Annotated in this window: 17 protein-coding genes; 6 read left to right on the forward strand and 11 right to left on the reverse strand. The window is 70.6% G+C overall.

What is annotated here, in order from left to right; translation table 11 throughout:
- Nucleotides 1–3: 3 nt before the first annotated feature.
- The 7 genes from pstA to ABH926_RS00350 form a co-directional block, all read right to left on the reverse strand.
- Nucleotides 4–1,383: a phosphate ABC transporter permease PstA gene (pstA, locus tag ABH926_RS00320; RefSeq protein WP_370363177.1), complete on the reverse strand. Its 1,380-nt coding sequence runs from the start codon at nucleotides 1,381–1,383 to the stop codon at nucleotides 4–6.
- Nucleotides 1,384–1,399: 16 nt separating this feature from the next.
- Entirely contained in the window at nucleotides 1,400–2,458 is a 1,059-nt protein-coding gene (pstC, locus tag ABH926_RS00325) for a phosphate ABC transporter permease subunit PstC (protein ID WP_370363178.1), read from the reverse strand.
- A 4-nt stretch (nucleotides 2,459–2,462) separates the two neighbouring features.
- Nucleotides 2,463–5,066, reverse strand: coding sequence for a hypothetical protein (locus ABH926_RS00330; protein ID WP_370363179.1), 2,604 nt, complete (start codon nucleotides 5,064–5,066; stop codon nucleotides 2,463–2,465).
- 187 nt (nucleotides 5,067–5,253) lie between these two features.
- Complete coding sequence (locus ABH926_RS00335; RefSeq protein ID WP_370363180.1) at nucleotides 5,254–5,841, reverse strand: hypothetical protein; 588 nt, start codon at nucleotides 5,839–5,841, stop codon at nucleotides 5,254–5,256.
- 146 nt (nucleotides 5,842–5,987) lie between these two features.
- Entirely contained in the window at nucleotides 5,988–7,031 is a 1,044-nt protein-coding gene (locus ABH926_RS00340; RefSeq protein WP_370363181.1) for a PstS family phosphate ABC transporter substrate-binding protein, read from the reverse strand.
- Nucleotides 7,032–7,308: 277 nt separating this feature from the next.
- Nucleotides 7,309–7,656 carry a hypothetical protein gene (locus ABH926_RS00345; RefSeq protein WP_370363182.1) on the reverse strand — a complete coding sequence of 116 codons (348 nt, stop codon included), beginning with the start codon at nucleotides 7,654–7,656 and terminating at the stop codon, nucleotides 7,309–7,311.
- Between the two features lie 16 nt (nucleotides 7,657–7,672).
- Nucleotides 7,673–8,014 (reverse strand): DUF1508 domain-containing protein, encoded by a 342-nt coding sequence (locus ABH926_RS00350; RefSeq protein WP_370363183.1) that lies wholly within the window; start codon nucleotides 8,012–8,014, stop codon nucleotides 7,673–7,675.
- 427 nt (nucleotides 8,015–8,441) lie between these two features.
- On the opposite strand from ABH926_RS00350, the gene ABH926_RS00355 reads away from it, so the two are divergent.
- The 5 genes from ABH926_RS00355 (at nucleotide 8,442) to rarD (ending at nucleotide 16,696) form a co-directional block, all read left to right on the forward strand.
- Nucleotides 8,442–9,767: a UDP-glucose/GDP-mannose dehydrogenase family protein gene (locus ABH926_RS00355; RefSeq protein ID WP_370363798.1), complete on the forward strand. Its 1,326-nt coding sequence runs from the start codon at nucleotides 8,442–8,444 to the stop codon at nucleotides 9,765–9,767.
- Nucleotides 9,768–9,956: 189 nt separating this feature from the next.
- Entirely contained in the window at nucleotides 9,957–11,843 is a 1,887-nt protein-coding gene (locus tag ABH926_RS00360; RefSeq protein ID WP_370363184.1) for a 2-oxoacid:acceptor oxidoreductase subunit alpha, read from the forward strand.
- Nucleotides 11,844–12,863, forward strand: coding sequence for a 2-oxoacid:ferredoxin oxidoreductase subunit beta (locus tag ABH926_RS00365; RefSeq protein WP_370363185.1), 1,020 nt, complete (start codon nucleotides 11,844–11,846; stop codon nucleotides 12,861–12,863).
- Nucleotides 12,864–13,143: 280 nt separating this feature from the next.
- Nucleotides 13,144–15,582, forward strand: coding sequence for an amino acid permease (locus ABH926_RS00370; protein ID WP_370363186.1), 2,439 nt, complete (start codon nucleotides 13,144–13,146; stop codon nucleotides 15,580–15,582).
- Between the two features lie 88 nt (nucleotides 15,583–15,670).
- Nucleotides 15,671–16,696 (forward strand): EamA family transporter RarD, encoded by a 1,026-nt coding sequence (rarD, locus tag ABH926_RS00375; RefSeq protein WP_370363187.1) that lies wholly within the window; start codon nucleotides 15,671–15,673, stop codon nucleotides 16,694–16,696.
- Here rarD and ABH926_RS00380 read toward each other — a convergent pair.
- On the reverse strand, nucleotides 16,621–17,085 hold the full coding sequence (locus ABH926_RS00380; protein ID WP_370363188.1) for a MarR family winged helix-turn-helix transcriptional regulator: 465 nt from the start codon (nucleotides 17,083–17,085) through the stop codon (nucleotides 16,621–16,623). The two genes, rarD and ABH926_RS00380, sit on opposite strands and share 76 nt — an antisense overlap.
- 57 nt (nucleotides 17,086–17,142) lie before the next feature.
- Between ABH926_RS00380 and ABH926_RS00385 the strand changes: the two genes are divergently transcribed.
- Complete coding sequence (locus ABH926_RS00385; protein ID WP_370363189.1) at nucleotides 17,143–17,952, forward strand: alpha/beta fold hydrolase; 810 nt, start codon at nucleotides 17,143–17,145, stop codon at nucleotides 17,950–17,952.
- Nucleotides 17,953–18,038: 86 nt separating this feature from the next.
- On the opposite strand, the gene ABH926_RS00390 is transcribed toward ABH926_RS00385, so the two are convergent.
- The 3 genes from ABH926_RS00390 to ABH926_RS00400 form a co-directional block, all read right to left on the reverse strand.
- On the reverse strand, nucleotides 18,039–19,022 hold the full coding sequence (locus ABH926_RS00390) for a polyprenyl synthetase family protein (protein ID WP_370363799.1): 984 nt from the start codon (nucleotides 19,020–19,022) through the stop codon (nucleotides 18,039–18,041).
- A 273-nt stretch (nucleotides 19,023–19,295) separates the two neighbouring features.
- On the reverse strand, nucleotides 19,296–20,972 hold the full coding sequence (gene nuoN / locus ABH926_RS00395; RefSeq protein WP_370363190.1) for an NADH-quinone oxidoreductase subunit NuoN: 1,677 nt from the start codon (nucleotides 20,970–20,972) through the stop codon (nucleotides 19,296–19,298).
- Nucleotides 20,969–22,546 (reverse strand): NADH-quinone oxidoreductase subunit M, encoded by a 1,578-nt coding sequence (locus ABH926_RS00400; protein ID WP_370338356.1) that lies wholly within the window; start codon nucleotides 22,544–22,546, stop codon nucleotides 20,969–20,971. The genes nuoN and ABH926_RS00400 overlap by 4 nt, the downstream gene beginning before the upstream one ends.
- Between the last annotated feature and the right edge of the window lie 9 nt (nucleotides 22,547–22,555).

Raw genomic sequence — 22,555 nt, forward strand, 5'->3', positions numbered from 1 at the left:
CGGTCACGAGGCAGGCTCCGGGTTCGGATGGGCCACAGCCGCGGCGGTGGGTGTCGGTGCGGGATGCGGGCGCGGCGCGGCAGGGGCGGCACGGACGGCAGGGACGGCAGGCGTCGCAGCGGCCCGGACCCGGTCGCGGGCCATCTGCCGTCGGCGGCGGCGCGACAGCTCGCCCGGCCGCCGGCCGCCGGCCACGCGCGCGGCGACGAACAGGATCATGACGATCGCCATCAGCGTCAGCGCGGCGCCGAAGGCCCGGATCTTCATGTCCTCCTGGGGGTAGCGGACGTAGTTCCAGACGTAGAGCGGCAGGCTGACCTGCTGGCCGCTGAACGCGTTCGCGTTCATGCCGGAGGTGAACCCGGCGGTGAGCAGGACCGGCGAGGTCTCCCCCACCGCCCGCGCCATGCCGAGCAGGATCGCGGTGGTCAGGCCGGACCGCGCGGTGGGCAGGACCACGTTCCACACCGTGCGCCACTGACTGGCGCCGAGCGCGTAGGAAGCCTCGCGCAAGGTGTTCGGCACGACCCGGATCACCACCTCCGAGGCCCGGGTGACGATCGGCATCATCATCACGGTCAGCGCCAGCGACGCGGCGAACCCGCTGCGGTCGTAGCCCAGGGTCAGGATCACCGAGCCGAGGATGAACAGGCCCGCGACGATCGAGGGCAGCGCGGTCATCGCCTCGACCACGGTCCGCACCGGCCGCGCCAGCCGGCCGCCGACCTCGGACATGAACACCGCGGCCGAGATGCCCAGCGGCACCGCGAACAGCGTCGCGAGCCCCAGCTGCTCCAGCGAGCCGACGATCGCGTGCAGGCAGCCGCCGGAGGTCAGCGGGTCCAGCGGGCCGGTCTTCTGCATGTCGGAGGTCAGGAAGTTGCCGTGCACGACGACCTTCTCGCCCCGCCAGGCCACGTAGGCCACCTGGTCGACGAGCACCACCAGGATCAGGAGCCCGGCTCCGGTGAACACGGCGGTGGCGATCTTCTCGCGCACATGGCGGGCCTCCCACTGGGTGCGCGCGATGCCCCAGTACATGGCCAGGTAGACCAGGTACCAGCACAGCCAGAAGCCCAGCGCGCCGGACCACGGCATGAGGCGCTCGTACACCAGCCAGACCAGGCCGACCGCGCCGAACGCCGCGCCGGCCAGGGTCGCGTAGTCGGCGGCGGTGAGCGCGCCGGGACGCACGCGCACCTGCCCGCTGTCGGCGTCGAGGTAGGCGTCGGCGTGGGCATCAGGGTAGGCATCAGGGTAGGCATCGGGGTGGGCCGCGCCGGGGCCGTCGCCGACCGGGGCGGGCCGGTCGACGACGGCGACAGCGGCCACGTCGGCGGCGGGCACAGCGGCGGCGGGCACAGCGGATTCGACAGTCGTCATGGCGCCCTCAGACCCCTCACTCATTGGTCGCGGCGCCGGAGCGCGAACGGGAGATGATCGCCGCCGCGGCCATGTTGACCAGCAGCGTGATCGTGAACAGGACGAGCCCGGCGGCCATCAGCGCGGACAGCGCGAGCTTGTCGGACTCGCCGTAGCGCAGCGCGATCAGCGAGGAGATGGAGTTGCCGCCGGCCTGCAGCGGATGCGAGGTGACCGCGAACACCGGCGAGATGATCAGCGCCACCGCGATGGTCTCGCCCATCGCCCGGCCGAAGCCGAGCATCACCGCGCCGATCACCCCGCCCTTGCCGAACGGCAGCACGACGGTCCGCACCATCCCCCAGCGCGTCGCGCCGAGCGCGTACGCGCCTTCCCGCTCCCCGGTCGGGGCCTGCGAGAACACCTCGCGGGACAGCGAGCAGATGATCGGGATCACCATCAGCGACACCACGACGCCGGCTATGAACGCGGACTGCGCGTACGAGGCGGCGATCTCGCCATTGCGCACCTTGAGGAACGGGAACACCCCGCCGAGGTGCGTGGACAGCCACCGCTCGAAGCCGATGACCCGCGGCGTGAGGAAGATCAGCCCCCACAGCCCGTAGACGATGCTGGGCACCGCGGCCATCAGGTCGACCAGCGAGACCAGCGTCCGGCGCAGTCCCGGGGGCGCGTACTCGGAGATGAACACGGCCGCGCACAGCGCCACCGGCACCGCGATCAGCAGCGCGATGACCGCGATGATGATCCCGTCCGGCAGCACCGCGCCGACGCCGAACCGGTGGGTGGCCGTCTGCCACCGCTGCTCGGTCAGGAACGACCACCCGGTGGCGTGCAGCGCCTGTGCCCCGCGCGTGAGGAGGAACAACGCGATCAGCCCCATGATCGCGAACACCGACAGCCCGGCGGCACGGAACGCGATCCGGAAGACGCGGTCGCCCCGCGACACCCCGGGGATGATCCGGATCGGACGGTCCTCGGCGGCGGGCCCCGGCTGCGGGCCGTAGCCGGAATTCCCGGGAGGCGGCCCGAACAGGCTGTCAGCGAGCTCGGCGCCGACGTCCGCGGTACTCACCCGCTCACCGCCCGAACCGGCGCGCGGAGTTCGGCCACAGGGCCCTGAGCCTCGCCCCGGCGCCGCCGGAGGTCAGCAGCAGGGCGGCGGGCCCGGCGGCCACCAGCACCAGGCCGACGATCAGCAGGATCGGCAGAACCAGCCGGCCGAAGCCCGCCGTGTCGGCGCTGACGCTGCCCAGGGCGGCCGCGGCGGTGGAGCCGCTGAGGCTGTGGGTCGGTCCGCCGCTGCCTGCCGCGCCCTTCGAAGAGGAGCCGCCGGAACCGCCGGGGCCGGTGCCGCCGTTCGCCGCGTCACCGGAACCGATGGTGCTGGTGAGGTACGAGACCGACGCGGTGCCGTTCTTCGAAACGGTGACCGGGGTGACCACGACGTTGCCGGAGGTGGTCGGCTGGCCGGTGACCGGGCCGGTGGCGGTGACCGTGGTGGGCCCGCCGCCCGGGACGGCCCCGGCCCGGATCCTGGCGATCGCGGTGCCGGCCTGCCCGGCCTGCGCGGGGGTGTCGCCGACGTAACCCGGGGCGAGCTGCCCGGGCTGGTTGCCGGGAAGCTGGCCGCTGCGGCTGTCGGTGACCGCGGTCAGGAACTCCGCGATGTCGGTGGCCTTGACGGACGAGACGCCCGAGGTCGGGGCCATCGCGTAGTTCGGGACGGTCAGCGGATAGGCGGCGGTGTCACCGGCGTACCCGGTGTGGCCGACGCCCCAAGGCAACGACTGTGTGCCGGTCTTGGGATCGGTCACGTAGTCCAGCGCCGCGGAGGCCATGCTGGGAGCGTTCGCGGTCACGAAGGCGCCGGTGCCGTTGGCCAGCGCCGCGGTCGGGAAGCTGAACGCGGCCGCGCGGCCGGTGTCCACGATGGCGATCAGGCTGCGGCTGCCGAGGTTCTGCGGTCCGCACTTGGCGTGCCCGGCCGGCGCCTCGTAGTTCTGCAGGATGCACGTCGGCGTCTGCAGGACCAGGTTCCGCGCTACGGCGTCGAGCCCGGCCTGGATGGGGTTCCACTCGAATCCCTTGAGGCGGTTGTAGTCCCGGTGAGTGCCCTGCGGGTCGTACGGCAGCCCGGTGCCCGGGTCCACCGGCGGGCCACTGGCGTCCTGGGCCACGAAGCTGTTGATCGGGTACGGGTACACGGACGTCTTGTAGAAGCTGTCGACGTGCATGCCCCACGGGTCCGGCTTCCCGCTCAGGAACTGGCTGGCGTCGGGGTCGGACATGATCCACATCGTCAGCTCGCGCACCAGGTCGCTCTGGCCGCCGGCGACGATCGGCTCGGAGCCGTCCTGGGCGGCGCAGGTCGGCCAGGTGAAGGCGTTGTTGGTCGGGTTCAGCGCCATGAACTCGGGGTCTTTGAACAGGCAGCCCGGGTTCCCCGCGACCGAGGCGGTGTCGCTCTTGGCCCCGACGAAGTTCTCGTAGTCGTAGGACTGGGTCAGCAGCTTCGCCACCAGCCGCGCGTTGAGCTTCATGCCCGTGATCGGCAGGTGGGTCTTCGGATCGTCGACGAAGAACGCGATCGCGATGCCGGTGTTGCCCAGCGGCACGTAGGTGTAGGGACGCGCGCTGGCGGTCGCGGGATCGGCCGGCAGCGAGGTGAACGCCACGTCGGCACCGGCCCGGCCCTGGAGGAAGTCGGTACGCGCCTCGGGCTCGGTGAGGTCGCTGCTGTACTGGACCGTGACGGGGTCGACGCCGGCCAGGCACGAGCCGACGACCCACTGGGTCAGGGCGCGGTCGAGCATCGGCATGCCCTCGGCGGCGACGTCGGTCGCGCTCGCCGGGCACGCCGCGGGGACCGGGGCGAAGGAGACCGGGATGACCGTGCGCTCGTTCCACGCGCACTGCTCGCCGTCCTCGAAGCCGGACGCGCCGATGGTCTCGTACTCCGATCCGGTGGCCGCACCCCCGAGGCCGGTGTCGCCGTCGTGGTAGGTGCAGTCCGCCGCCCCGCTGTCCGTGCTGAAGCCCAGCGCGTCGCCGCCGTAGTTGGGCTCGACGACGATCGAGCACTGGTGCGTGGCGTCACAGCCCAGGGTCGGCGACTGGCTCGCGGTGTACATCTCGAGGTCGGCGCTGCCCGTGCCGTCGCTGCGGGTGACCGCCGCGACCACGTTCGACGGGAAGTCCGGCGCTTGCAGACCCGCCGACTCGGAGGGGAGCTCGAATCCGGCCTTGGGGTCCTGGCCGTAGTGGAACCCGCCGTAGCAGTCAGTGATCGTCGGGTTGGTACCCCGGCATTCGTAGACGGTGACCGGGTACCCGACCGCGTTCCAGTTCCCTCCGTTGGAGTTCCCGAACACCACGAACGAGCCGTGGGTGCTCGGGGTGAACCCGGTCCAGGACACGTGCACCGTCTGGTCGACGACGTTCTGGGTCTGGGAGACGGTCACCGTGCCGTCGGCCCCGGTGGTCTGCGTCGCCGGGATCCACACCGGCGGTCCTTGAACGGTGACCGACGACGCGTCGGCGTGCGCGGCGGCGATGGTGTGCGCACCCGGAGGCAGCAGGACCAGGGCCGTCATGAAACTCACCGTCCAGGCGAGTACGGCCGCGCAGTAGACGCGCAGGCCTCTGCGCCGGCGGGCGGCTCCCGCTTCATGGGGCGACATGGGGAGGACCTCCGAGGTCGAAAATCAGGGGACGCATACAATTCGCCGCCCCGCGGGCGACGGGTGACGGTCCACGACGCGGCCAAGGCGGAAACGGTGGCCGACCGCGAGCCCGGGCGCGGGGATCGCCCGGCGCCCGGTCCGCGGTCGGTGGCGGGTGGTTCGGTGGCAAGTGGTTCGGGCGGCCTCAGCCGGCCGGGGTGTAACTGGCGGTCAGCGAGCCGACGGCCTGGCCGGCGGTGAAGAACGTGGTGTGCAGAGCCTGGTTCAGGTACGCGGCGCCGTCGGCCGGGATGTCGGCGTCGCCGGTGAGCGTCTGCGGCGTGGCACCGGTGGCGCTGCCCACTGTGTTGTCGCCGAAGGCGAACAGGTTCACCGGCGTCGTGCCGCCGTCGGGCACCGCGGAGACCTCCTGGGTGCTGCCGGACAGCGCCACCTGGTGGAAGCAGACGATCTTGCCGGTCAGCGCGTCCGCGAACGCGATCCCGCCGCCGAGCGTGACGGTGCCGTAGAAGCGCGCCAGCACGGCGTTGCCGCCGGTGACCGGGAAGGTCGCGGTGGCGCCGGAGGCGCTGTCGTAGGACCCGGTCGCCGTCGGCAGCGGCACCGCGGCGATGCCGGACTCCAGCGCGGCGGTCAGGAAGGTGTTCGAGGCGGTCACGGCGACGCTCCCGGAAGCCGGGGTGCCGGTCGCGCTGGCGGACGGCAGCGCGACGACGGTCGCGGCGATCGCCGCGGCGGCGGCCAGAGAGCGCACGACGACGGTGCGGTTCATGGGGACTCCTTGAAGACGGTTCTGCGGGACGGACAACTGGGAAGGACCGGGCCCGTCGGATCGTCCGTGGACGCGTCCGACGGGCCCGGCCGTTGTGCTCGTGCTGGGAACTCAGAGAACTCGGTGGCTCAGGGGACTCAGGGGGCTCAGATACCGGCCTGGAGCGTGCCGCAGGCGTTGCCCAGGGTGTGGAAGCCGTAGCTGGTGATCAGGCTGGCGCCGTTCTTGCACAGCCAGCCGTTGTTCGAGGCGCGGCCCAGCAGCGCCTTCAGCCGCGGCCCCTCGGTCGCGTTGGACCAGTCGGCCTGGCGCACGACGTGGTAGACGTTGCGGGTGTAGGTCAGCGACAGGTTCGAGTTCCACACCTTGTTCGTGGTGTCGAGCTGCTCGGTGCCGTCGATCGAGCGGTTGGCGTCCAGGACCCCGGGGGCGTCCGTGGTGGTGCCCTTGCCGTCGTAGACCTGGCCGATGTAGTGGCTCAGGGAGTAGGGGAAGATCGCGTTGACGTCGCCGGCGAACGCCGGGTCGGTGCCCTCGTTTTCCTCCGGCGTGGTGGCCTTCCAGCACGACGGGGTGGTCGTGATGCCCAGCGCGCCCAGCCAGAACGACCGGGTGCCGGAGCCGGACTGCGGGATGAACACGTCGATGGGGGCGTTCGGCAGGGTGCCCTCGTCGGTGATCTGGCTCCAGTTGGTGATGGTGCAGTTGTAGATGCCCTGCAGGTCGGAGCTGCTCAGGTCATGCGGGGCGTTGCCGCCGGTGTAGGCGGACCAGCCCACCGCGTCCGTCGCGAACGGGATGAACCAGTCGGTGGTGCCGGAGTTCGGGCCCCGCGACGAGCGGGCGATGTCCAGCGTGGTGTCGGTGGTGCTGTTCAGCGCGGTGATACCGGCGCCGGAGCCGTTCGGCCGGGCGATGGTGCTCGCGCCGGACTTCGGCGTGATGTTGCCGGCCGGGGTCGCGTCCCAGCTGTAGAACTTCGAGGCCGGGCTGGTGGCGTTGTACGCGGTCGACACGCCGTTGTCCAGCGCCTGGATGGTGTCCGAGCCGACGGCCACGATGTCGGTCGCGGCCGGGGTGGTGCCCGACGGCGGGTCGGCCAGCGCGGCGCCGTTCGACGCCACCACGGCGCCCAGGGCGGCCGCGGCGATCGCCGAGGTGATGGCGAGCTTGCGGGTGACAGAACGCATTGCTTTTCCTCCTGCAAGGGGGACTGGTCCTTGCGGGATTGAGATTCGCCGACCGGCCCCGTCCCGACCAGAGCGAGCGATCAGCGCCCTGCGCCGCAGGGTGGATCGAAGACCGCCCAGATGCGCTGCTGGCAGGGCTTATGAGGGTCCTGAAACACGATCGGCCGGTACCCGGTGTGCTTCCGGCAGTGGCGCGGTGGTGCCGTCTTCGGGGTCTCGCGTTCATCTGGCGCCGAACGCCGTCAGGCTTCTGCGACAGTGACTATTCGGGCACGCCTCAGCGCCCGCGCCGCGCGAACCCAGACAGCGCGTTGAGAAACCCCGAAGCACCGCCGCGGCACTGGTCCGGCCGCAGATACCCGCGGGCGCTGCGCGCCACCACCACGCCGGCGCTCATGCCGGTGCCGGTGACGCGCACCGGCAGCGCCGCCGACCACCACCAGTCCGGGCCGTCGCCGGCGCGGCCCAGGCGGATGCTCAGGGCCTCGCGGTCGGCGACCAGTTCGCGCCAGGCCGCGTCCAGGGCCTCGTCGCTGCGGTAGGCGGCGGCGGAGCGGGCCAGCGGCCGGCCGTTCGCGGCCATCAGGACCCAGGTCAGTTCGCCGTCGCCGCCCGCGCGCACCATCAGGGCGCCCGGCATCTCAGCCGTCGGCGGCCAGGATCGCCAGGAACTTGGCGACCGCTATCTGACAGGTCGCGTAGCGCTCGTAGGAGCGGATCGAGCGGGCCAGAGGGGTTCCGCTGGGCGACTGGAGGACCCAGGTCCAGCCGGCCCCGTCCTTCACGTGGCTGATGCGCGCCGACAGGTTGGGCGCGTCGCGGCGTAAGCGGGAGTAGGCCCGGCGCGCCTCGTCCGCCGCGGAGTACGCGGGGGCGGAGATGGCCACGATCCGTCCGTTGCTCGCCTTCGCCCGCCAGCGGTAGCGCCCGTTCTCAGCACGGTCCACCAGCACCCGTCCGCTCTCGTCCCGAACAGTGTCCATGGCATTCCGCCCAACACTCGAGCTCAATCTTCGAAGTTTCCTCGAGCGATCAATCTAGGCGTGTGGAGCGGACCACGAGTCGGGAAACGTCCGACCAAGGACATCTGTTCGCCTACCCGTTGCGCCTTAGTCGCTTACGAGGCGTGATCACCTGTCAGGGCTCTGAATCGCCGGTGAGGACCGCCGGGGCCGGGCGCGCCGGTGAACCGCTTCAGCAACCCTTCACGCAACCGCTTGTACCCTCGGGCTCAACCATGGGCGCGAGGGACACCATCAGAGGTCGGGCGGACACCCTGCGCGATCGGCCGCCGCCGGCGCCCGCCGGGGCCCGGCGACGTCGAGCAGATCTGGTCCTTTCGCGTGAGGGATCTCCATAGACTGTCCGTCTACTCTGGGCTCGTTCGACGGACATCTCACCAGATCGGAGATACAAGTGCGGATCACGGTGATCGGCACCGGATACCTCGGTGTCACCCACGCCGCCTGCATGGCCGAGCTCGGTTTCGAGGTGATGGGCCTGGACGTCGACGTGGAGAAGGTCGCCGCCCTGGCCGCCGGACACGTCCCGTTCTACGAGCCCGGCCTGCAGGAACTGATGCAGAAGCAGATCGCCGCCGGGCGGCTGTCCTTCACCTGCGACTACACCGAGCTGGCCGAGTGGGCCGGCGACGGCGCGGTGCACTTCATCTCCGTGGGCACGCCGCAGAAGCAGGGTGAGTACGCGGCCGACATGACCTATGTCGACACCGCCTTCGAGAGCCTCGCCCGGGCGATCGCCCACCAGGGCCGCTCGCTGGTGGTCGGCAAGTCCACGGTCCCGGTCGGCACCGCCAACCGGGTCGCCGCGATGGTCGCCGGCATCGCGCCGAACGCCGAGGTGGCGTGGAACCCGGAGTTCCTGCGCGAGGGCTGGGCCGTGAAGGACACGCTGCACCCGGACCGGCTGGTCATCGGCGTGCGCTCGGCCGAGGCCGAGGCGGACCTGCGGCAGGTCTACGCGCGGCTGCTGGAGGAGGAGGTGCCGCTGGTGGTCACCGACTTCCCGACCGCCGAGCTGGTCAAGGTCTCCGCGAACTCCTTCCTCGCGGTCAAGATCTCCTTCATCAACGCCATGGCCGAGGTGTGCGAGGCGGCCGGCGCCGACGTCATGCAGCTGTCCGAGGCGCTGTCCCACGACCCGCGCATCGGCGGCCGCTACCTGGTGCCGGGCCTCGGCTTCGGCGGCGGCTGCCTGCCCAAGGACATCCGGGCGTTCATGGCCCGGGCCGGCGAGCTCGGCGTGGACCAGGCGCTGGCCTTCCTGAAGGAGGTCGACGCCATCAACATGCGGCGCCGGGCCCGGACCGTGGACCTGGCCCGCGAGCAGTGCGACGGCTCGCTGCTGGGCAAGCGCGTCGCGGTCTGGGGCGCGGCGTTCAAGCCGGACTCCGACGACATCCGCGACTCCCCCGCCCTGAACGTCGCGGCGTCGATAAACCTGCAGGGCGCGCAGGTCACCGTCTACGACCCCAAGGCCATGGACAACGCGCGCAAGATGTTCCCGACCCTGTCCTACGCCTCCTCGGCGATGGAGGCCGCACAGCAGGCCGACGTGATCCTGCACCTCACCGAGTGGCAGGAGTTCCGCGACCTGGACCCGGTCGCGGTGCGCGGGCAGGTGCGGGGCGCCCGGATCATCGACAGCCGCAACGCGCTGGACGCGGCGGCCTGGCGGACCGCGGGCTGGACGTACCGGGCGCTGGGACGGCCCTGACCAGGGCCGGAGCACCTCTAGTCGATCATGGGTGGGCGCCGCAAGGCGACCCGCCCATCTTTACATCTCTTTCACCGCGATTCCGCGTTGTAAGACATCCGAGCAATCCCACTACAGCTCCGGGAAACTTACTCGCCGTAGCATTGGTAGTGCGCGCTAACGATAATTTCCACAACAGGGCGGGTTCCCATGACCAAGCAGGTTGAGAAGGTCGACCGGGTCATCATCCGTTTCGCCGGCGACTCGGGCGACGGCATGCAGCTCACCGGCGACCGGTTCACCTCCGAGACCGCGGCGTTCGGCAACGACCTGTCGACGCTGCCCGACTTCCCCGCCGAGATCCGGGCCCCCGCCGGGACCCTGCCCGGCGTGTCCGCGTTCCAGCTGCACTTCGCCGACCACGACATCCTCACCCCGGGCGACGCCCCGGACGTGCTGGTGGCCATGAACCCGGCGGCGCTGAAGGCGAACATCAAGGACGTCCCGCGCGGCGGCACGATCATCGTCAACACCGACGAGTTCACGCCCCGCGCGCTGAGCAAGGTCGGCTACGCCGCCGACCCGCTGGAGGACGGCTCCCTGGACGCCTACAAGGTGCACAGGGTCGCGCTGACCACGCAGACGGTGAAGGTCCTGGAGGGCCACGACATCTCCCGCAAGGACGCCGAACGCGCGAAGAACATGTACTCGCTCGGCCTGCTGTCCTGGCTGTACCACCGGCCGACCGAGGCCACGCTGGCGTTCCTGGAGAAGAAGTTCGCCAAGAAGCCGGCCATAGCGGCCGCGAACGTGGCGGCCTTCCGGGCCGGGTGGAACTACGGCGAGACGACCGAGGACTTCGTCGTCTCCTACGAGATCGCCCCGGCGCCGATGCCCAAGGGCACCTACCGGAACATCCACGGCAACCTCGCACTGGCGTACGGCCTGATCGCGGCCAGCCACCAGAGCGGGCTGCCGATGTTCCTGGGCGCCTACCCGATCACCCCGGCCTCGGACATCCTGCACGAGCTGAGCAAGCACAAGAACCACGGCGTGCGGACCTTCCAGGCCGAGGACGAGATCGCCGGCATCGGCGCGGCCCTGGGCGCCAGCTTCGGCGGCGCGCTCGGCGTCACCACCACCTCCGGCCCCGGCATCGCACTCAAGGGCGAGACCATCGGCCTGGCGGTGAGCCTGGAGCTGCCGCTGGTGATCTGCGACATCCAGCGCGGCGGCCCGAGCACCGGCCTGCCGACCAAGACCGAGCAGTCCGACCTGCTCCTGGCCATGTTCGGGCGCAACGGCGAGGCCCCGGTGCCGATCGTGGCGCCGCGCTCCCCCGCCGACTGCTTCGACGCCGCCCTGGAGGCCGCGCGGATCGCCGTCACCTACCGGACCCCGGTGTTCCTGCTGTCCGACGGCTACCTGGCCAACGGCTCGGAGCCCTGGCGGATCCCGGACGTCGCCGACCTGCCGGTGATCGCCCCGGACTTCGCCACCGGCCCGAACAAGACGCTCGAGGACGGCACCGAGGCGTTCTGGCCGTTCCTGCGCGACCCGCAGACCCTGGCCCGGCCGTGGGCCATCCCCGGCACCCCGGGCCTGGAGCACCGGATCGGCGGCATCGAGAAGGCCGACGGCACCGGCAACATCTCCTACGACCCGGCGAACCACGACCTGATGGTGCGCACCCGGGCCGCCAAGGTGGCCGGCATCGACGTCCCGGACCTGGACGTGGACGACCCCTCCGGCCAGGCGAAGGTCCTGGTCCTGGGCTGGGGCTCGACCTTCGGCCCGATCCAGGCGGCCTGCCGCCAGGTCCGCCGGGAGGGACAGCCGGTCGCGCATGCCCATCTGCGTCATCTGAACCCCTTCCCGGCGAATCTCGGGCGCATACTGAAGGAGTACGACAGAGTGCTCATCCCCGAGATGAACCTCGGGCAGCTCTCCATGCTCATCCGCGCCCGCTACCTCGTGGACGCGGTCGGCTACAACCAGGTGCGCGGCCTGCCGTTCAAGGCGGCCGAGCTGGCCGGAGTGATCAAGAACCTGATCGAGTCGGACGCGGTTGCCCAGGAAGAAAGGGCGGGGGTCTAAATGCCGGAACTGCTCAAGCTCACGACCAAGGACTTCAAGACCGACCAGGAAGTGCGCTGGTGCCCCGGCTGCGGGGACTACGCGATCCTGGCGGCGGTCCAGGGGTTCATGCCGTCCCTGGGCATCGCCCGGGAGAACATCGTGTTCGTCTCCGGGATCGGCTGCTCCTCGCGCTTCCCGTACTACATGAACACCTACGGGATGCACTCCATCCACGGCCGCGCCCCGGCGATCGCCACGGGCCTGGCCTCCTCCCGGCCGGACCTGTCGGTCTGGGTGGTCACCGGCGACGGCGACGCGCTGTCCATCGGCGGGAACCACCTGATCCACGCGCTGCGCCGGAACGTCAATCTGAAGATCCTGCTGTTCAACAACCGGATCTACGGACTGACCAAGGGCCAGTACTCGCCGACCTCCGAGCAGGGCAAGATCACCAAGAGCACGCCGTACGGGTCGCTGGACGCCCCGTTCAACCCGGTGTCGCTGGCCCTGGGCGCCGAGGCGACCTTCGTGGCCCGCAGCATCGACTCCGACCGCAAGCACCTGACCTCGGTGCTGCAGGCCGCGGCCGAGCACCAGGGCACGGCGCTGGTCGAGATCTACCAGAACTGCAACATCTTCAACGACGGCGCCTTCGAGAACCTGAAGGACAACACGGTCAAGGACCGGCACCTGATCCGGCTGGAGCACGGCAAGCCGATCGCCTTCGGCACCGAGACCGAGCGGTACGGGATCGTCCGGATGCCCGACGCCACGCTGAAGGCGGTGCCGCTGGAGCAGGCCGGGGACGCGGTGCTGGTGCACGACGCCCACACCCCCGAGCCGGACCTGGCCTTCGCGCTGTCCCGGCTGCCCGACCCCACGACACTCTCGCCCACCCCGATCGGGGTGTTCCGGGACGTCACCCGGCCGACCTACGACGCCCTGATGAGCGCGCAGCTGGACGAGTCCGCGCGCACCCTGGGCTCGGGCAAGCTCGCCGAGCTGCTGACCGGGTCCGACACGTGGACGATCTCGTGAGAGATCGTGAGCGAGGTGTGAGACGTCGATGACACTCCCCCGTTCGGCCCTGTCCGGCCGGGGAGTTCGACCGCGGTGAGACAGTCCTGGTCGCACACGTACAGCTCATGATCGTGAACGCCCCTCCCGCGCCCGGGCAGGGGCGTTCGCGCTGGTGCAAACGAAATGCAAACGCCCTCAAGTTGGATGATCCGATCTCGGAGGTGATAGGACAGACCTTCGGCATGGGCATAGGGACCATGTTGGACCTTTGGATCCCGCCGAAATGAGGCAGCACGCGATGAGCAGTACCAGCACGGCCGAGCCCAAGAAGGCTCGTTCGGGGGCGGTGACGGTACCGGTCGCCACGCCCGGGGCCCTGGCCCCGGACGTCAACCTCCCGGAGAGCCTGGGCTACCGGGTCAAGAAGCGGCTGCTGGGCACCCCGCTGGTCAACGACCAGCTGCACGGCGAGAAGCTGTCGAACCCGGTGGCGCTCGGGGTGCTGGCGCCGGACTGCGTGTCCTCCTCGGCGTACGGCACCGAGCAGATGCTGACCCAGCTCGTGCCCTACTTCGGCACCGTGGGCTTCATCCTGGTCATGCCGGTCACCGGGGTGATCCTGGGCCTGCTGCTCCTGCTGACGCTGTGCTACCGGGACGTGGTCCGGCACTACACCAAGGCCGGCGGGGCCTACGTGGTGGCCCGGGAGAACTTCGGGCAGAAGGTCGCCCAGATCGCCGCGGTCGCCCTGCTCATCGACTACATCGTGACGGTGGCGGTGCAGATCGCGGCCGGCACGGACGCCATCGCGTCCTGGATGACCTTCACCTTCCACGTCAACATCGACAGCTGGAAGATCTACGTCTCGGTCTTCGTGATCATCCTGCTGTGCTTCGGCAACCTGCGCGGCATCCGCGAGGCCGGCCGCTCGTTCGCGGTGCCGGCGTACTTCTACATCGCGGCGGCCGGCGTCACCGTCCTGGTGGGCCTGGTCCGGCTGGCCACCACCGGGCTGCCGCAGGCGCCCAGCCTGCACGACCAGGCCGGCGGCGCGCTGCCGCTGGGCAGCTACACCGGGACCCTGCTCCAGGTCACCGCGGTCCTGTGGATCCTGAAGGGCTTCGCGAACGGCGGCTCCTCGCTGACCGGCCTGGAGGCCATCTCCAACGGCGTGTCGGTGTTCAAGAAGCCGGCCGGCCGCAACGCCGCCAAGACGATGATCTGGATGTCCACCGCGCTGGGCTCGCTGGTGCTGGGCATCTCGATCCTGGCCTGGCAGCTGAAGACCAACCCGTACAGCAGCGGCAACCCGACGGTGCTGGCCCAGATCACCAAGATCACCTGGGGCGGCCACGGCTTCGGGTTCGTGATGCTGACCCTGGTGCAGCTGGCCACCGCGCTGATCCTGTACACCGGCGGCAACACCTCGTTCAACGGCTTCCCGTTCCTGACCTCGTTCGTCGCCGAGGACAACTTCCTGCCCCGGCAGTTCCTCGTGCGCGGACACCGCCTGGCGTTCTCCAACGGCATCGTGGTGCTCACGATCCTGTCGCTGGCCCTGCTCATCGGCACCGGCGGCAACCTGACCTCGCTGGTCGCGCTGTACGCGATCGGGGTGTTCACCGGCTTCGTGATGGCCTCGGCGGGTCTGTTCAAGTACCACTGGACCCGCAACGAGCCGCACCGCTGGTGGAAGCTGTTCGTGGCCGGCTCGGCCTGCGTGATGTCGTTCGCGGTCGTGGTGATCTTCGCGACGGTGAAGTTCACCGAGGGCGCGTGGATGGTCGTGATCGTCTTCCCGCCGGCCGTCTTCGGCCTGATCCAGCTGAACAAGCGCTACCGCCGCGAGGCCGAGGCGCTGGCCAAGGCGCCGGCCTCGGCGGAGCTGCCGACCCGCACCCAGACCTCGGTCATGGTCCTGGTCGACTCGGTGGACCTGGCGGTCATCAAGACGCTGCGCTACGCCCGCTCCCTGCGCCCGACCGAGGTCCGCGCCGTCCACCTGATGGTCGACAACCTGTACGCCGAGCAGCTGCGCAACCAGTGGGACGCCTCCCAGGCCGCGGACATCCCGCTGGAGGTCATCGAGGTGCCCGACCGCCGCATCCGCCGCGCGGCGATGGAGCTGGCCGCCCGCGAGACCGCGGAGGGCTACGAGGTGACAGTCCTGCTCCCGCGCCGCACGTACTCCCCGATCGTCGGCCGCCTCCTGCACGACCGCACCGCCGACCGCCTGGCCGAGGTCCTGTCGACGCTGCCGCACGTGGTGGCCACCATCGTGCCCTTCGACGTGGTCGAGGCGATCGAGGAGCTGGAGCAGGCCGAGAAGGGCCACAAGCCCAAGGCCAGGGAGGGCGACGCCGCGGCCGGCAAGCCCCGCTCCACCAAGAAGATGCTCCTGGACGCCGAATGCACGGACATCCCCGACCCCGGCCACGGCGTCCCGGTCCCGGTCAGCCCGATCTCCTCGGTCCAGTGGCGCCAGCGCGCCGCGGTCGAGGGCCGCATCCGCTCGGTCGCGGTGTCCCCGGTGAAGGGCTCCCCGGCCCTGGAAGCCGAGCTCTACGACGCCTCCGGCGGCATCACGCTGGTGTTCTACGGCCGGCGCTCGATCCCGGGCATCGAGCCGGGCGCGATCATGCGCGTGGAGGGCATGGTCGGCGAGATGGAGGGGCACCTGGCGATGGCGAACCCGACGTACAAGCTGCTGCCGCGCGAGCACGGGGACGACGAGTAGCGCCCGGTCGGCCGGGCGGTGCGCCTGTAACAGTCCAACCCGCGATCCACCTGTGACAGAACCAGCTCACCGCCCTATCCTGTCCCTCATGGGAGAGAGCGGGAGCGCCGCTGAGCGGCGGCTCGGGGTGGGGTTCGGGGTCGCGGCGTACGGAGCCTGGGGGCTCTTCCCGCTCTACTGGCCGCTGCTGGAGCCCGCGGGCGCCGGGGAGATCCTCGCGCACCGGATGGCGTGGTCGCTGCTGGCCGTGCTGGTGCTGCTGGCTGTGCGGCGGGTGCCGGGCGGCGGGGCGCGGTGGGGGTGGGTGCGCGAGTTGCTGCGGACGCCCCGCAAGGTCGCGCTGCTCGCCGCGGCCGCGGCCGCCATCTCCGTCAACTGGTTCGTGTACATCTGGTCCGTCAACCACGGGCACACCGTCGACACCGCGTTCGGATACTTCATCAATCCGCTGGTGACCGTGCTGTTCGGGGTCTTCCTGCTGCGGGAGCGGCTGCGGCGGCTGCAGTGGGCCGCGGTGGGGGTCGGAGCGGTGGCCGTGCTGGTGCTGGCCGTCGGGTACGGCAAGGCGCCGTGGATCGCGCTGGTGCTGGCCGGGAGCTTCGGGACGTACGGGCTGCTGAAGAAGCTCGCGGCGGTGCCGGCGGCCGAGGCGATGGCGGTGGAGTCCACGCTGCAGTTCCTGCCCGCCGTCGGGTACCTGGCGTGGCTCGGGACGCACGGGACGCTCGACTTCGCGCACCACGGGGCCGGGAACACCGCGCTGCTGGTGCTCGCCGGGCCGGTGACGGTGGTGCCGCTGATCTGCTTCGGGGCCGCGGCCAACCGGCTCCCGCTGTCGGTGGTCGGGCTGCTGCAGTTCCTGGCGCCGATCCTGCAGTTCCTGTGCGGGGTGCTGGTGCAGCACGAGTCGGTGCCGCCGGCGCGGCTGGCCGGGTTCCTGATCGTCTGGCTCGCGCTGGTGCTGCTGACGGTCGACGCGCTGCGCGGGGCCCGCAGGCGGCCTGCTGCTGCTGTTCCTGCTGCCGTTCCGGCTCCTGCTCAGTCCACCTCGACGTCCGAGACCGCGCCCAGCATGCTCGACAGCACCTTGACGCAGGCGTCCACGTCGGCCTGAGTCAGCCCGCCGCCGACCTGGCCGAGCAGCCCGTGCTCGCGCGCGGTCACCAGCTCGATCGCCGCGCGGCCGGCCTCGGTGAGCCGGATCAGCCAGGACCGGCGGTGCGCCGGGTTCGGGACCGCCTCGACCAGCCCGCGCTCCGCGGCGTCGTTCACCATGCGCTGCACGAACTGCCGGCTCAGGGCCTGCGCGCGGCCCATCTGCGGCACCGTCATCGGCCCGTTGAGGCGCAGCATGTCCAGCACCGCGCGCACGCCGACGCCGACGCCCTCCATCTCGTCGAGCTCCACCTTGCGTAGCACCCGCCGGTACAGCGGCCCGACCAGGAGGTAGACCTCGGCCAGCCGCACGGCGAGCTCCTCCGGGGGAAGCGGTTCATCCGTCACCCCCGCAGTATGACACCTTGGTTGCCAACTCGCCGCGAGAATGGCACCTTAGGTGTCATGAACGAGATCCAGTACGCGACCCTCCCCGACGGCGGCCGGCTGGCCTACGCGGACCGGGGCACCGGCCCCCTCCTCGTCCTGCTCCACGGCGGCTTCCTCGACCACCGCATGTGGACCCCGCAGCTGAAGACCCTTTCGACGGACCACCGCGTCGTCGCCCCGGACGCCCGCGGCCACGGCGACAGCTCCGTGGCCACCGCCCCGTTCCGGCACACCGACGACGTCGCGGCCCTGATCCGCCACCTGGACGCCGGTCCCGCGGTCCTGGTCGGCGTCTCGATGGGCGCCGCGACCGCCACCGACACCGCACTGGAGCACCCCGACCTGGTCCGCGCCCTGGTGGTCAGCGGCGCGGGCACCAGCGAGCCAGAATTCGTGGACGACTGGACCGGCCAGACCCTGGCGCAGGTCTGGCCGCCGTTGTTCGCCGGCGACGTCCCGGGCGCTTTGAAGATCTGGAACAAGTTCACTGCCGGCCCGCACCGCGAGCTGTCCGACCTGGACCCCGCGATCCCCGCGCTGATCGACGAGATGACGACCAAGACCTGGGCGAAGCACACCGACGCCAAGGACTGGTCCAGCCACGCCGAGGACACCTGGGCCCGGGCCGCGCGGCTGACCGTCCCGGTCATGGCGGTGATCGGGGGCGCCGACTCCGACGACCACCGGCACAACGCCGAGCGGCTCGCCGACAGCGTGGCCGACGCCCGGAAGATCACGATCGCCGACACCGCGCACTACCCGAACCTGGAGGACCCCGAAGCGTTCGACGCGGCGGTCATCGGGTTCGTCGACGCTTTGGTCTGAAGATCTGAAAGCGCGAAGACCAGGCACGAAGACAAAGCGCGCCGACGACCTGAGGTCGTCGGCGCGCTTTCGTCAAGATCCCGACGTCACGTCGTCCGGGAGATCACCACGTCGCACAGCGCCTTCATCGCTTCCTTGGCCGGCATCTCCGGCAGCGGCTCCAGCACCGCCTTCGCCTTCTCCGCGTAGCCGCGCACCACGTCCCGCGCCTGCTCCATGCTCGGGTGCGCGCGCAGCAGCGCCAGCGCCTCGTCGAAGGACGCGTCGTCGGCGGACAGGTCGGTGCGCAGGAGTTCCTGCAGGCGCGCGGTCTCGCGGTCGGCCGAGCCGTCCATCGCCAGCGCGATCAGCATCGGCAGGGTGTGCACGCCCTCGCGCAGGTCCGTGCCCGGCGTCTTGCCGGACTGCTCGGACTCCGAGGCGATGTCCAGCAGGTCGTCGGAGAGCTGGAAGGCCACCCCGAACCGTTCGCCGAACTCCGCCAGTATCTGTTCCTGCTCGGCGGTGCAGCCGGCGAAGATCGCGCCGAAGCGGGCGGCGGTGGCGATCAGCGAGCCGGTCTTGCCGGCCAGGACCTCCAGGTGGTGGTCCACCGGGTTCTGGCCGTTCTTCGGGCCCACCGACTCCGAGATCTGGCCGCTCACCAGGCGCTCGAAGGTCTCGGCCTGGATCCGCACGGCGTCCGGGCCCAGCTCGGACAGCAGCGAGGAGGCGCGGGCGAACAGGAAGTCGCCGGACAGGATGGCCAGCGAGTTGTCCCAGCGCTGGTTCGCCGAGGCCACGCCGCGGCGCAGCGCCGCCTCGTCCATGACGTCGTCGTGGTAGAGCGTGGCGAGGTGCGTCAGCTCCACCACCACCGCGGACTCCACGACGCCGGCCAGGGCCGGGTCGCCGAACTGCGCGGCCAGCAGCACCAGCAGCGGCCGGGTGCGCTTGCCGCCGGCCTGGGCCAGGTGCGAGGTGATCTCGCTGATGTAGGCGTGGTCGCTGCGGGTGTAGTTCAGCAGCACCTCCTCCACCCGCAGCAGGCCGTCCTTCAGGGCCACGGACAGGGCCTCGTCCTGCTGCATGGCGATCGCGAACGGACCCCAGCCCTGCGACGTCTGTAGAAGCGGCGGGGTCAGCGTGCCGGGAGTACTCACTGCGGCGGCCTTCCAGGTCGGGGCGGTGGCGGGCGGTCGGTCGGGGTCGCGCTCATTCGTCACAGGTGCTTCACATGTTCGCTCCTAGGTTATCCGGCAGCACTTTCAAGGAAGAGGCGCCCCGGCCGGTCAACGTTCCAGCGGGCAGAAAAGAGCCCCGGACCACCGAGGCGGTCCGGGGCGTAGCGCTGCGTGGCGGAGCTATTGGACGAAGTACGCCGCCTTGTCCGCGAGGTCCAGCGCCATCTGCGGGATGACACCGAGGGCGATCGTGAGCACCACCGTGACGGTGAGCGCGATCGTGGTCATCGGCGAGGGCACCACCACGACCGGCCCGGAGACCTCGTCCCGGAGCGGCTCGCTGAAGTACATCAGCACGATGACCCGGACGTAGAAGAACGCCGCCGCGGCCGAGGCGATCACACCGACGATCACCAGCGGCCAGGCGCCGCCGTCGATCGCCGCCGTGAACAGCGCGAACTTCCCGGTGAAGCCGGAGGTCAGCGGGATGCCCGCGAAGGCCAGCAGGAACACCGTGAAACAGGCCGCCAGCAACGGCGAGCGGCGCCCCAGGCCCGCCCAGGACGACAGGTCGGTGGCCTCGCCGCCGACCGTCACCGAGCCGTCCTCGCCGCCGTCCCCGGACTCCGAGCCGCCGCGCACCGACTCGCGCACCAGCGTCACCACGGCGAACGCGCCGATCGTGGCGAACCCGTACGCCGCCAGGTAGAACAGCGTCGCGCTGACGCCCTTGGTCGTCGTGGAGATCACGCCGAGCAGGATGTACCCGGCGTTGAGGATCGCCGAGTACGCCAGCATCCGCTTGATGTCGCGCTGCGTGATCGCCAGCACCGCGCCGGCCAGCATGGTCAGGACCGCCACGCCCCACAGCACCGGGCGCCAGTCCCAGCGCAGGCCGGGCAGCGCCACGTAGACGATGCGCAGCAGGGCTCCGAACGCGGCCACCTTGGTGGCGGCGGCCATGAACCCGGTGATCGGGGTCGGCGCGCCCTGGTACACGTCCGGGGTCCAGGAGTGGAACGGCACCGCGCCGATCTTGAACAGCAGTCCGACCGCCAGCAGCGCGATCCCCACCAGCACCAGCACGTCCGAGTGCGGGGCCGAGGAGATCGCGGTCGCGATGTCCGACAGCCGCACCGAGCCGGCGTAGCCGTACAGCATCGCGATGCCGTACAGGAAGAACGCCGAGGAGAACGCCCCGAGCAGGAAGTACTTCATCGCCGCCTCCTGCGACAGCAGGCGGCGCCGGCGCGCCAGCCCGCACAGCAGGTACAGCGGCAGCGACAGCACCTCCAGCGCCACGAAGGAGGTCAGCAGGTCGTTCGCGGCCGGGAACAGCAGCATGCCGCCGACCGAGAACAGCATCAGCGGGAAGACCTCGGTGGTCCGCAGGCCCGCGGTGTCCGCGGCCCGCTCGCTGCCGGAGCCCGGCGTGGTGGCGCCCTGCGCGGTGAACGCGTCCAGGTCGACCACCGCGGTGCCGCGTTCGGCCACCAGCAGCAGCGCCAGCAGGGCCAGCGCCAGGATGGTGCCCTGCAGGAACAGCGTCACGCCGTCCACCGACACCGCGTCCGCGGCGGTGGTCTGGGCCATGCCGTGGTTGGCGATCACGAAGCCCAGGGCCACCAGGACCCCGGCCAGCGACACCGCGACCTGGGCCCAGTAGCGCCGCGTGCGCGGCAGGAAGGCCTCGATGAGGATGCCGACCGTGGCGGCGCCGAACACCACCAGCATCGGCATCAGCGCCCGGTACTCCACCTGCGGCGCCGTGAAGGTGTTCGCCGCCGTGGAGGTCAGGCCGCCGGGTGTGGACGGAGCGCCCGGCGCGGCGGCGAGGAGAGTCGTCAGAGCGCTCACTTGGAGTCCACCTTCTCCGAAGTCTGCACCGCGTTCACGGCCGGAGCCGGGTCCTGCTGGTGAACGTGCTGCAGAGTGGTGTTGACGGAGGGGTTCACGATGTCGAGCACCGGCTTGGGGTAGAAGCCCAGGCCGATGATCAGCGCGATCAGCGGCGCCACGGCGACCACCTCACGCGCCCGCAGGTCCTTCATGCCCTCCAGCCCCGCCTTCAGCGGGCCGGTCATGGTCCGCTGGTAGAGCCAGAGCACGTACAGCGCGGCCAGGATGATCGCCGCGGTGGCCACGATCGCCACCGCCTTGTAGCGCTCGAAGGTGCCGACCAGGACCAGGAACTCCGAGACGAAGGAGGACAGGCCCGGCAGCGCCAGCGAGGACAGCCCGGCGATCAGGAACACGCCGGCCAGCTTCGGCGCGACCTTGTTCACCCCTCCGTAGTCGTCGATCAGCTGCGATCCGCGACGGGAGATCAGGAAGCCGGCGACGATGAACAGCGCGCCGGTCGACAGGCCGTGGTTCACCATGTACAGCGAGGCGCCGCTCTGGCCGGTCGAGGTCATCGCGAACACCCCGAGGGTGATCAGCCCGAAGTGCGAGATCGAGGTGTAGGCGATCAGGCGCTTGATGTCGGTCTGGCCGATGGCCAGCAGCGCACCGTACATGGTGCCGACGATGGCCATCCCGATCACCAGCGGCGTGAAGAACTTCGACGCCCCCGGGAACAGCTCCAGGCAGTACCGGAGCATCCCGAAGGTGCCGACCTTGTCCAACACGCCGACCAGCAGCACCGCCGAGCCGGGCGTGGCCTCGGCGGCTGCGTCCGGCAGCCAGGTGTGGAAGGGGAACAGCGGCGCCTTCACGGCGAAGGCCACGAAGAACCCGAGGAACAGCGCCTTGCCCAGTCCCGGGCTGATGCCCAGCTGGCCGGAGCTCACCGCGTTGGCCAGCGTCTGGAAGTCGAAGGTACCGGTGCCCAGGTGCTTGCCCGAGGCCACGTACAGGCCGATCAGCGCGGCCAGCATGAACAGGCCGCCGAACAGCGAGTACAGCAGGAACTTCACCGCCGCGTAGGACCGCTGCGGTCCGCCGAAGCCGCCGATGAGGAAGTACATCGGGATCAGCATGGCTTCGAAGAACACGTAGAACAGGAACAGATCGGTGGCCGCGAAGACCCCGATCATCATGGTCTCCAGCAGCAGGTACAGCGAGAAGTAGGCGCGCACCGAGCGGCGGCCGTCGGCCTGCGCCTCGTCGGCGTCGTGCCAGCCGGCCAGGATCACCACCGGCATCAGCACCAGGGTCATCAGGATCAGCACCAGCGCGATGCCGTCGACCCCGAGCCCGTAGTTGATGTTGAAAGCCTTGATCCACTGGTGGCTCTCGGTGAACTGGAACCGGGCGCCACCCTTCTTGAACTGGGTCGCCATCGCGATGCCGATGCCGAGCGTGGCCACGCTGAAGGACAGCGCGATCTTCTTGGCGGCCTCGCTCTTCTCCTTCGCGACCACGGCGACCGCGGCCGATCCGACCAGCGGGACGACGCCCAGCGTGGTCAACCAGGGAAAGCTGCTCATCTCCATCTC

It is taken from the genome of Catenulispora sp. GP43 (assembly GCF_041260665.1).
In the GTDB taxonomy this organism is placed as follows: domain Bacteria; phylum Actinomycetota; class Actinomycetes; order Streptomycetales; family Catenulisporaceae; genus Catenulispora.

What these genes read in the sequence shown, in the direction of transcription:
- ABH926_RS00365 (WP_370363185.1), top strand. Translation starts at nt 11,844, where the DNA reads ATGCCGGAACTGCTCAAGCTCACGACCAAGGACTTCAAGACCGACCAG.
- ABH926_RS00400 (WP_370338356.1), bottom strand. Translation starts at nt 22,546, where the DNA reads ATGAGCAGCTTTCCCTGGTTGACCACGCTGGGCGTCGTCCCGCTGGTC.
- ABH926_RS00360 (WP_370363184.1), top strand. Translation starts at nt 9,957, where the DNA reads ATGACCAAGCAGGTTGAGAAGGTCGACCGGGTCATCATCCGTTTCGCC.
- ABH926_RS00350 (WP_370363183.1), bottom strand. Translation starts at nt 8,014, where the DNA reads ATGGACACTGTTCGGGACGAGAGCGGACGGGTGCTGGTGGACCGTGCT.
- ABH926_RS00385 (WP_370363189.1), top strand. Translation starts at nt 17,143, where the DNA reads ATGAACGAGATCCAGTACGCGACCCTCCCCGACGGCGGCCGGCTGGCC.
- ABH926_RS00345 (WP_370363182.1), bottom strand. Translation starts at nt 7,656, where the DNA reads ATGGTGCGCGCGGGCGGCGACGGCGAACTGACCTGGGTCCTGATGGCC.
- ABH926_RS00330 (WP_370363179.1), bottom strand. Translation starts at nt 5,066, where the DNA reads ATGTCGCCCCATGAAGCGGGAGCCGCCCGCCGGCGCAGAGGCCTGCGC.
- ABH926_RS00370 (WP_370363186.1), top strand. Translation starts at nt 13,144, where the DNA reads ATGAGCAGTACCAGCACGGCCGAGCCCAAGAAGGCTCGTTCGGGGGCG.
- pstA (WP_370363177.1), bottom strand. Translation starts at nt 1,383, where the DNA reads ATGACGACTGTCGAATCCGCTGTGCCCGCCGCCGCTGTGCCCGCCGCC.
- rarD (WP_370363187.1), top strand. Translation starts at nt 15,671, where the DNA reads ATGGGAGAGAGCGGGAGCGCCGCTGAGCGGCGGCTCGGGGTGGGGTTC.
- ABH926_RS00390 (WP_370363799.1), bottom strand. Translation starts at nt 19,022, where the DNA reads ATGCAGCAGGACGAGGCCCTGTCCGTGGCCCTGAAGGACGGCCTGCTG.
- ABH926_RS00340 (WP_370363181.1), bottom strand. Translation starts at nt 7,031, where the DNA reads ATGCGTTCTGTCACCCGCAAGCTCGCCATCACCTCGGCGATCGCCGCG.
- ABH926_RS00335 (WP_370363180.1), bottom strand. Translation starts at nt 5,841, where the DNA reads ATGAACCGCACCGTCGTCGTGCGCTCTCTGGCCGCCGCCGCGGCGATC.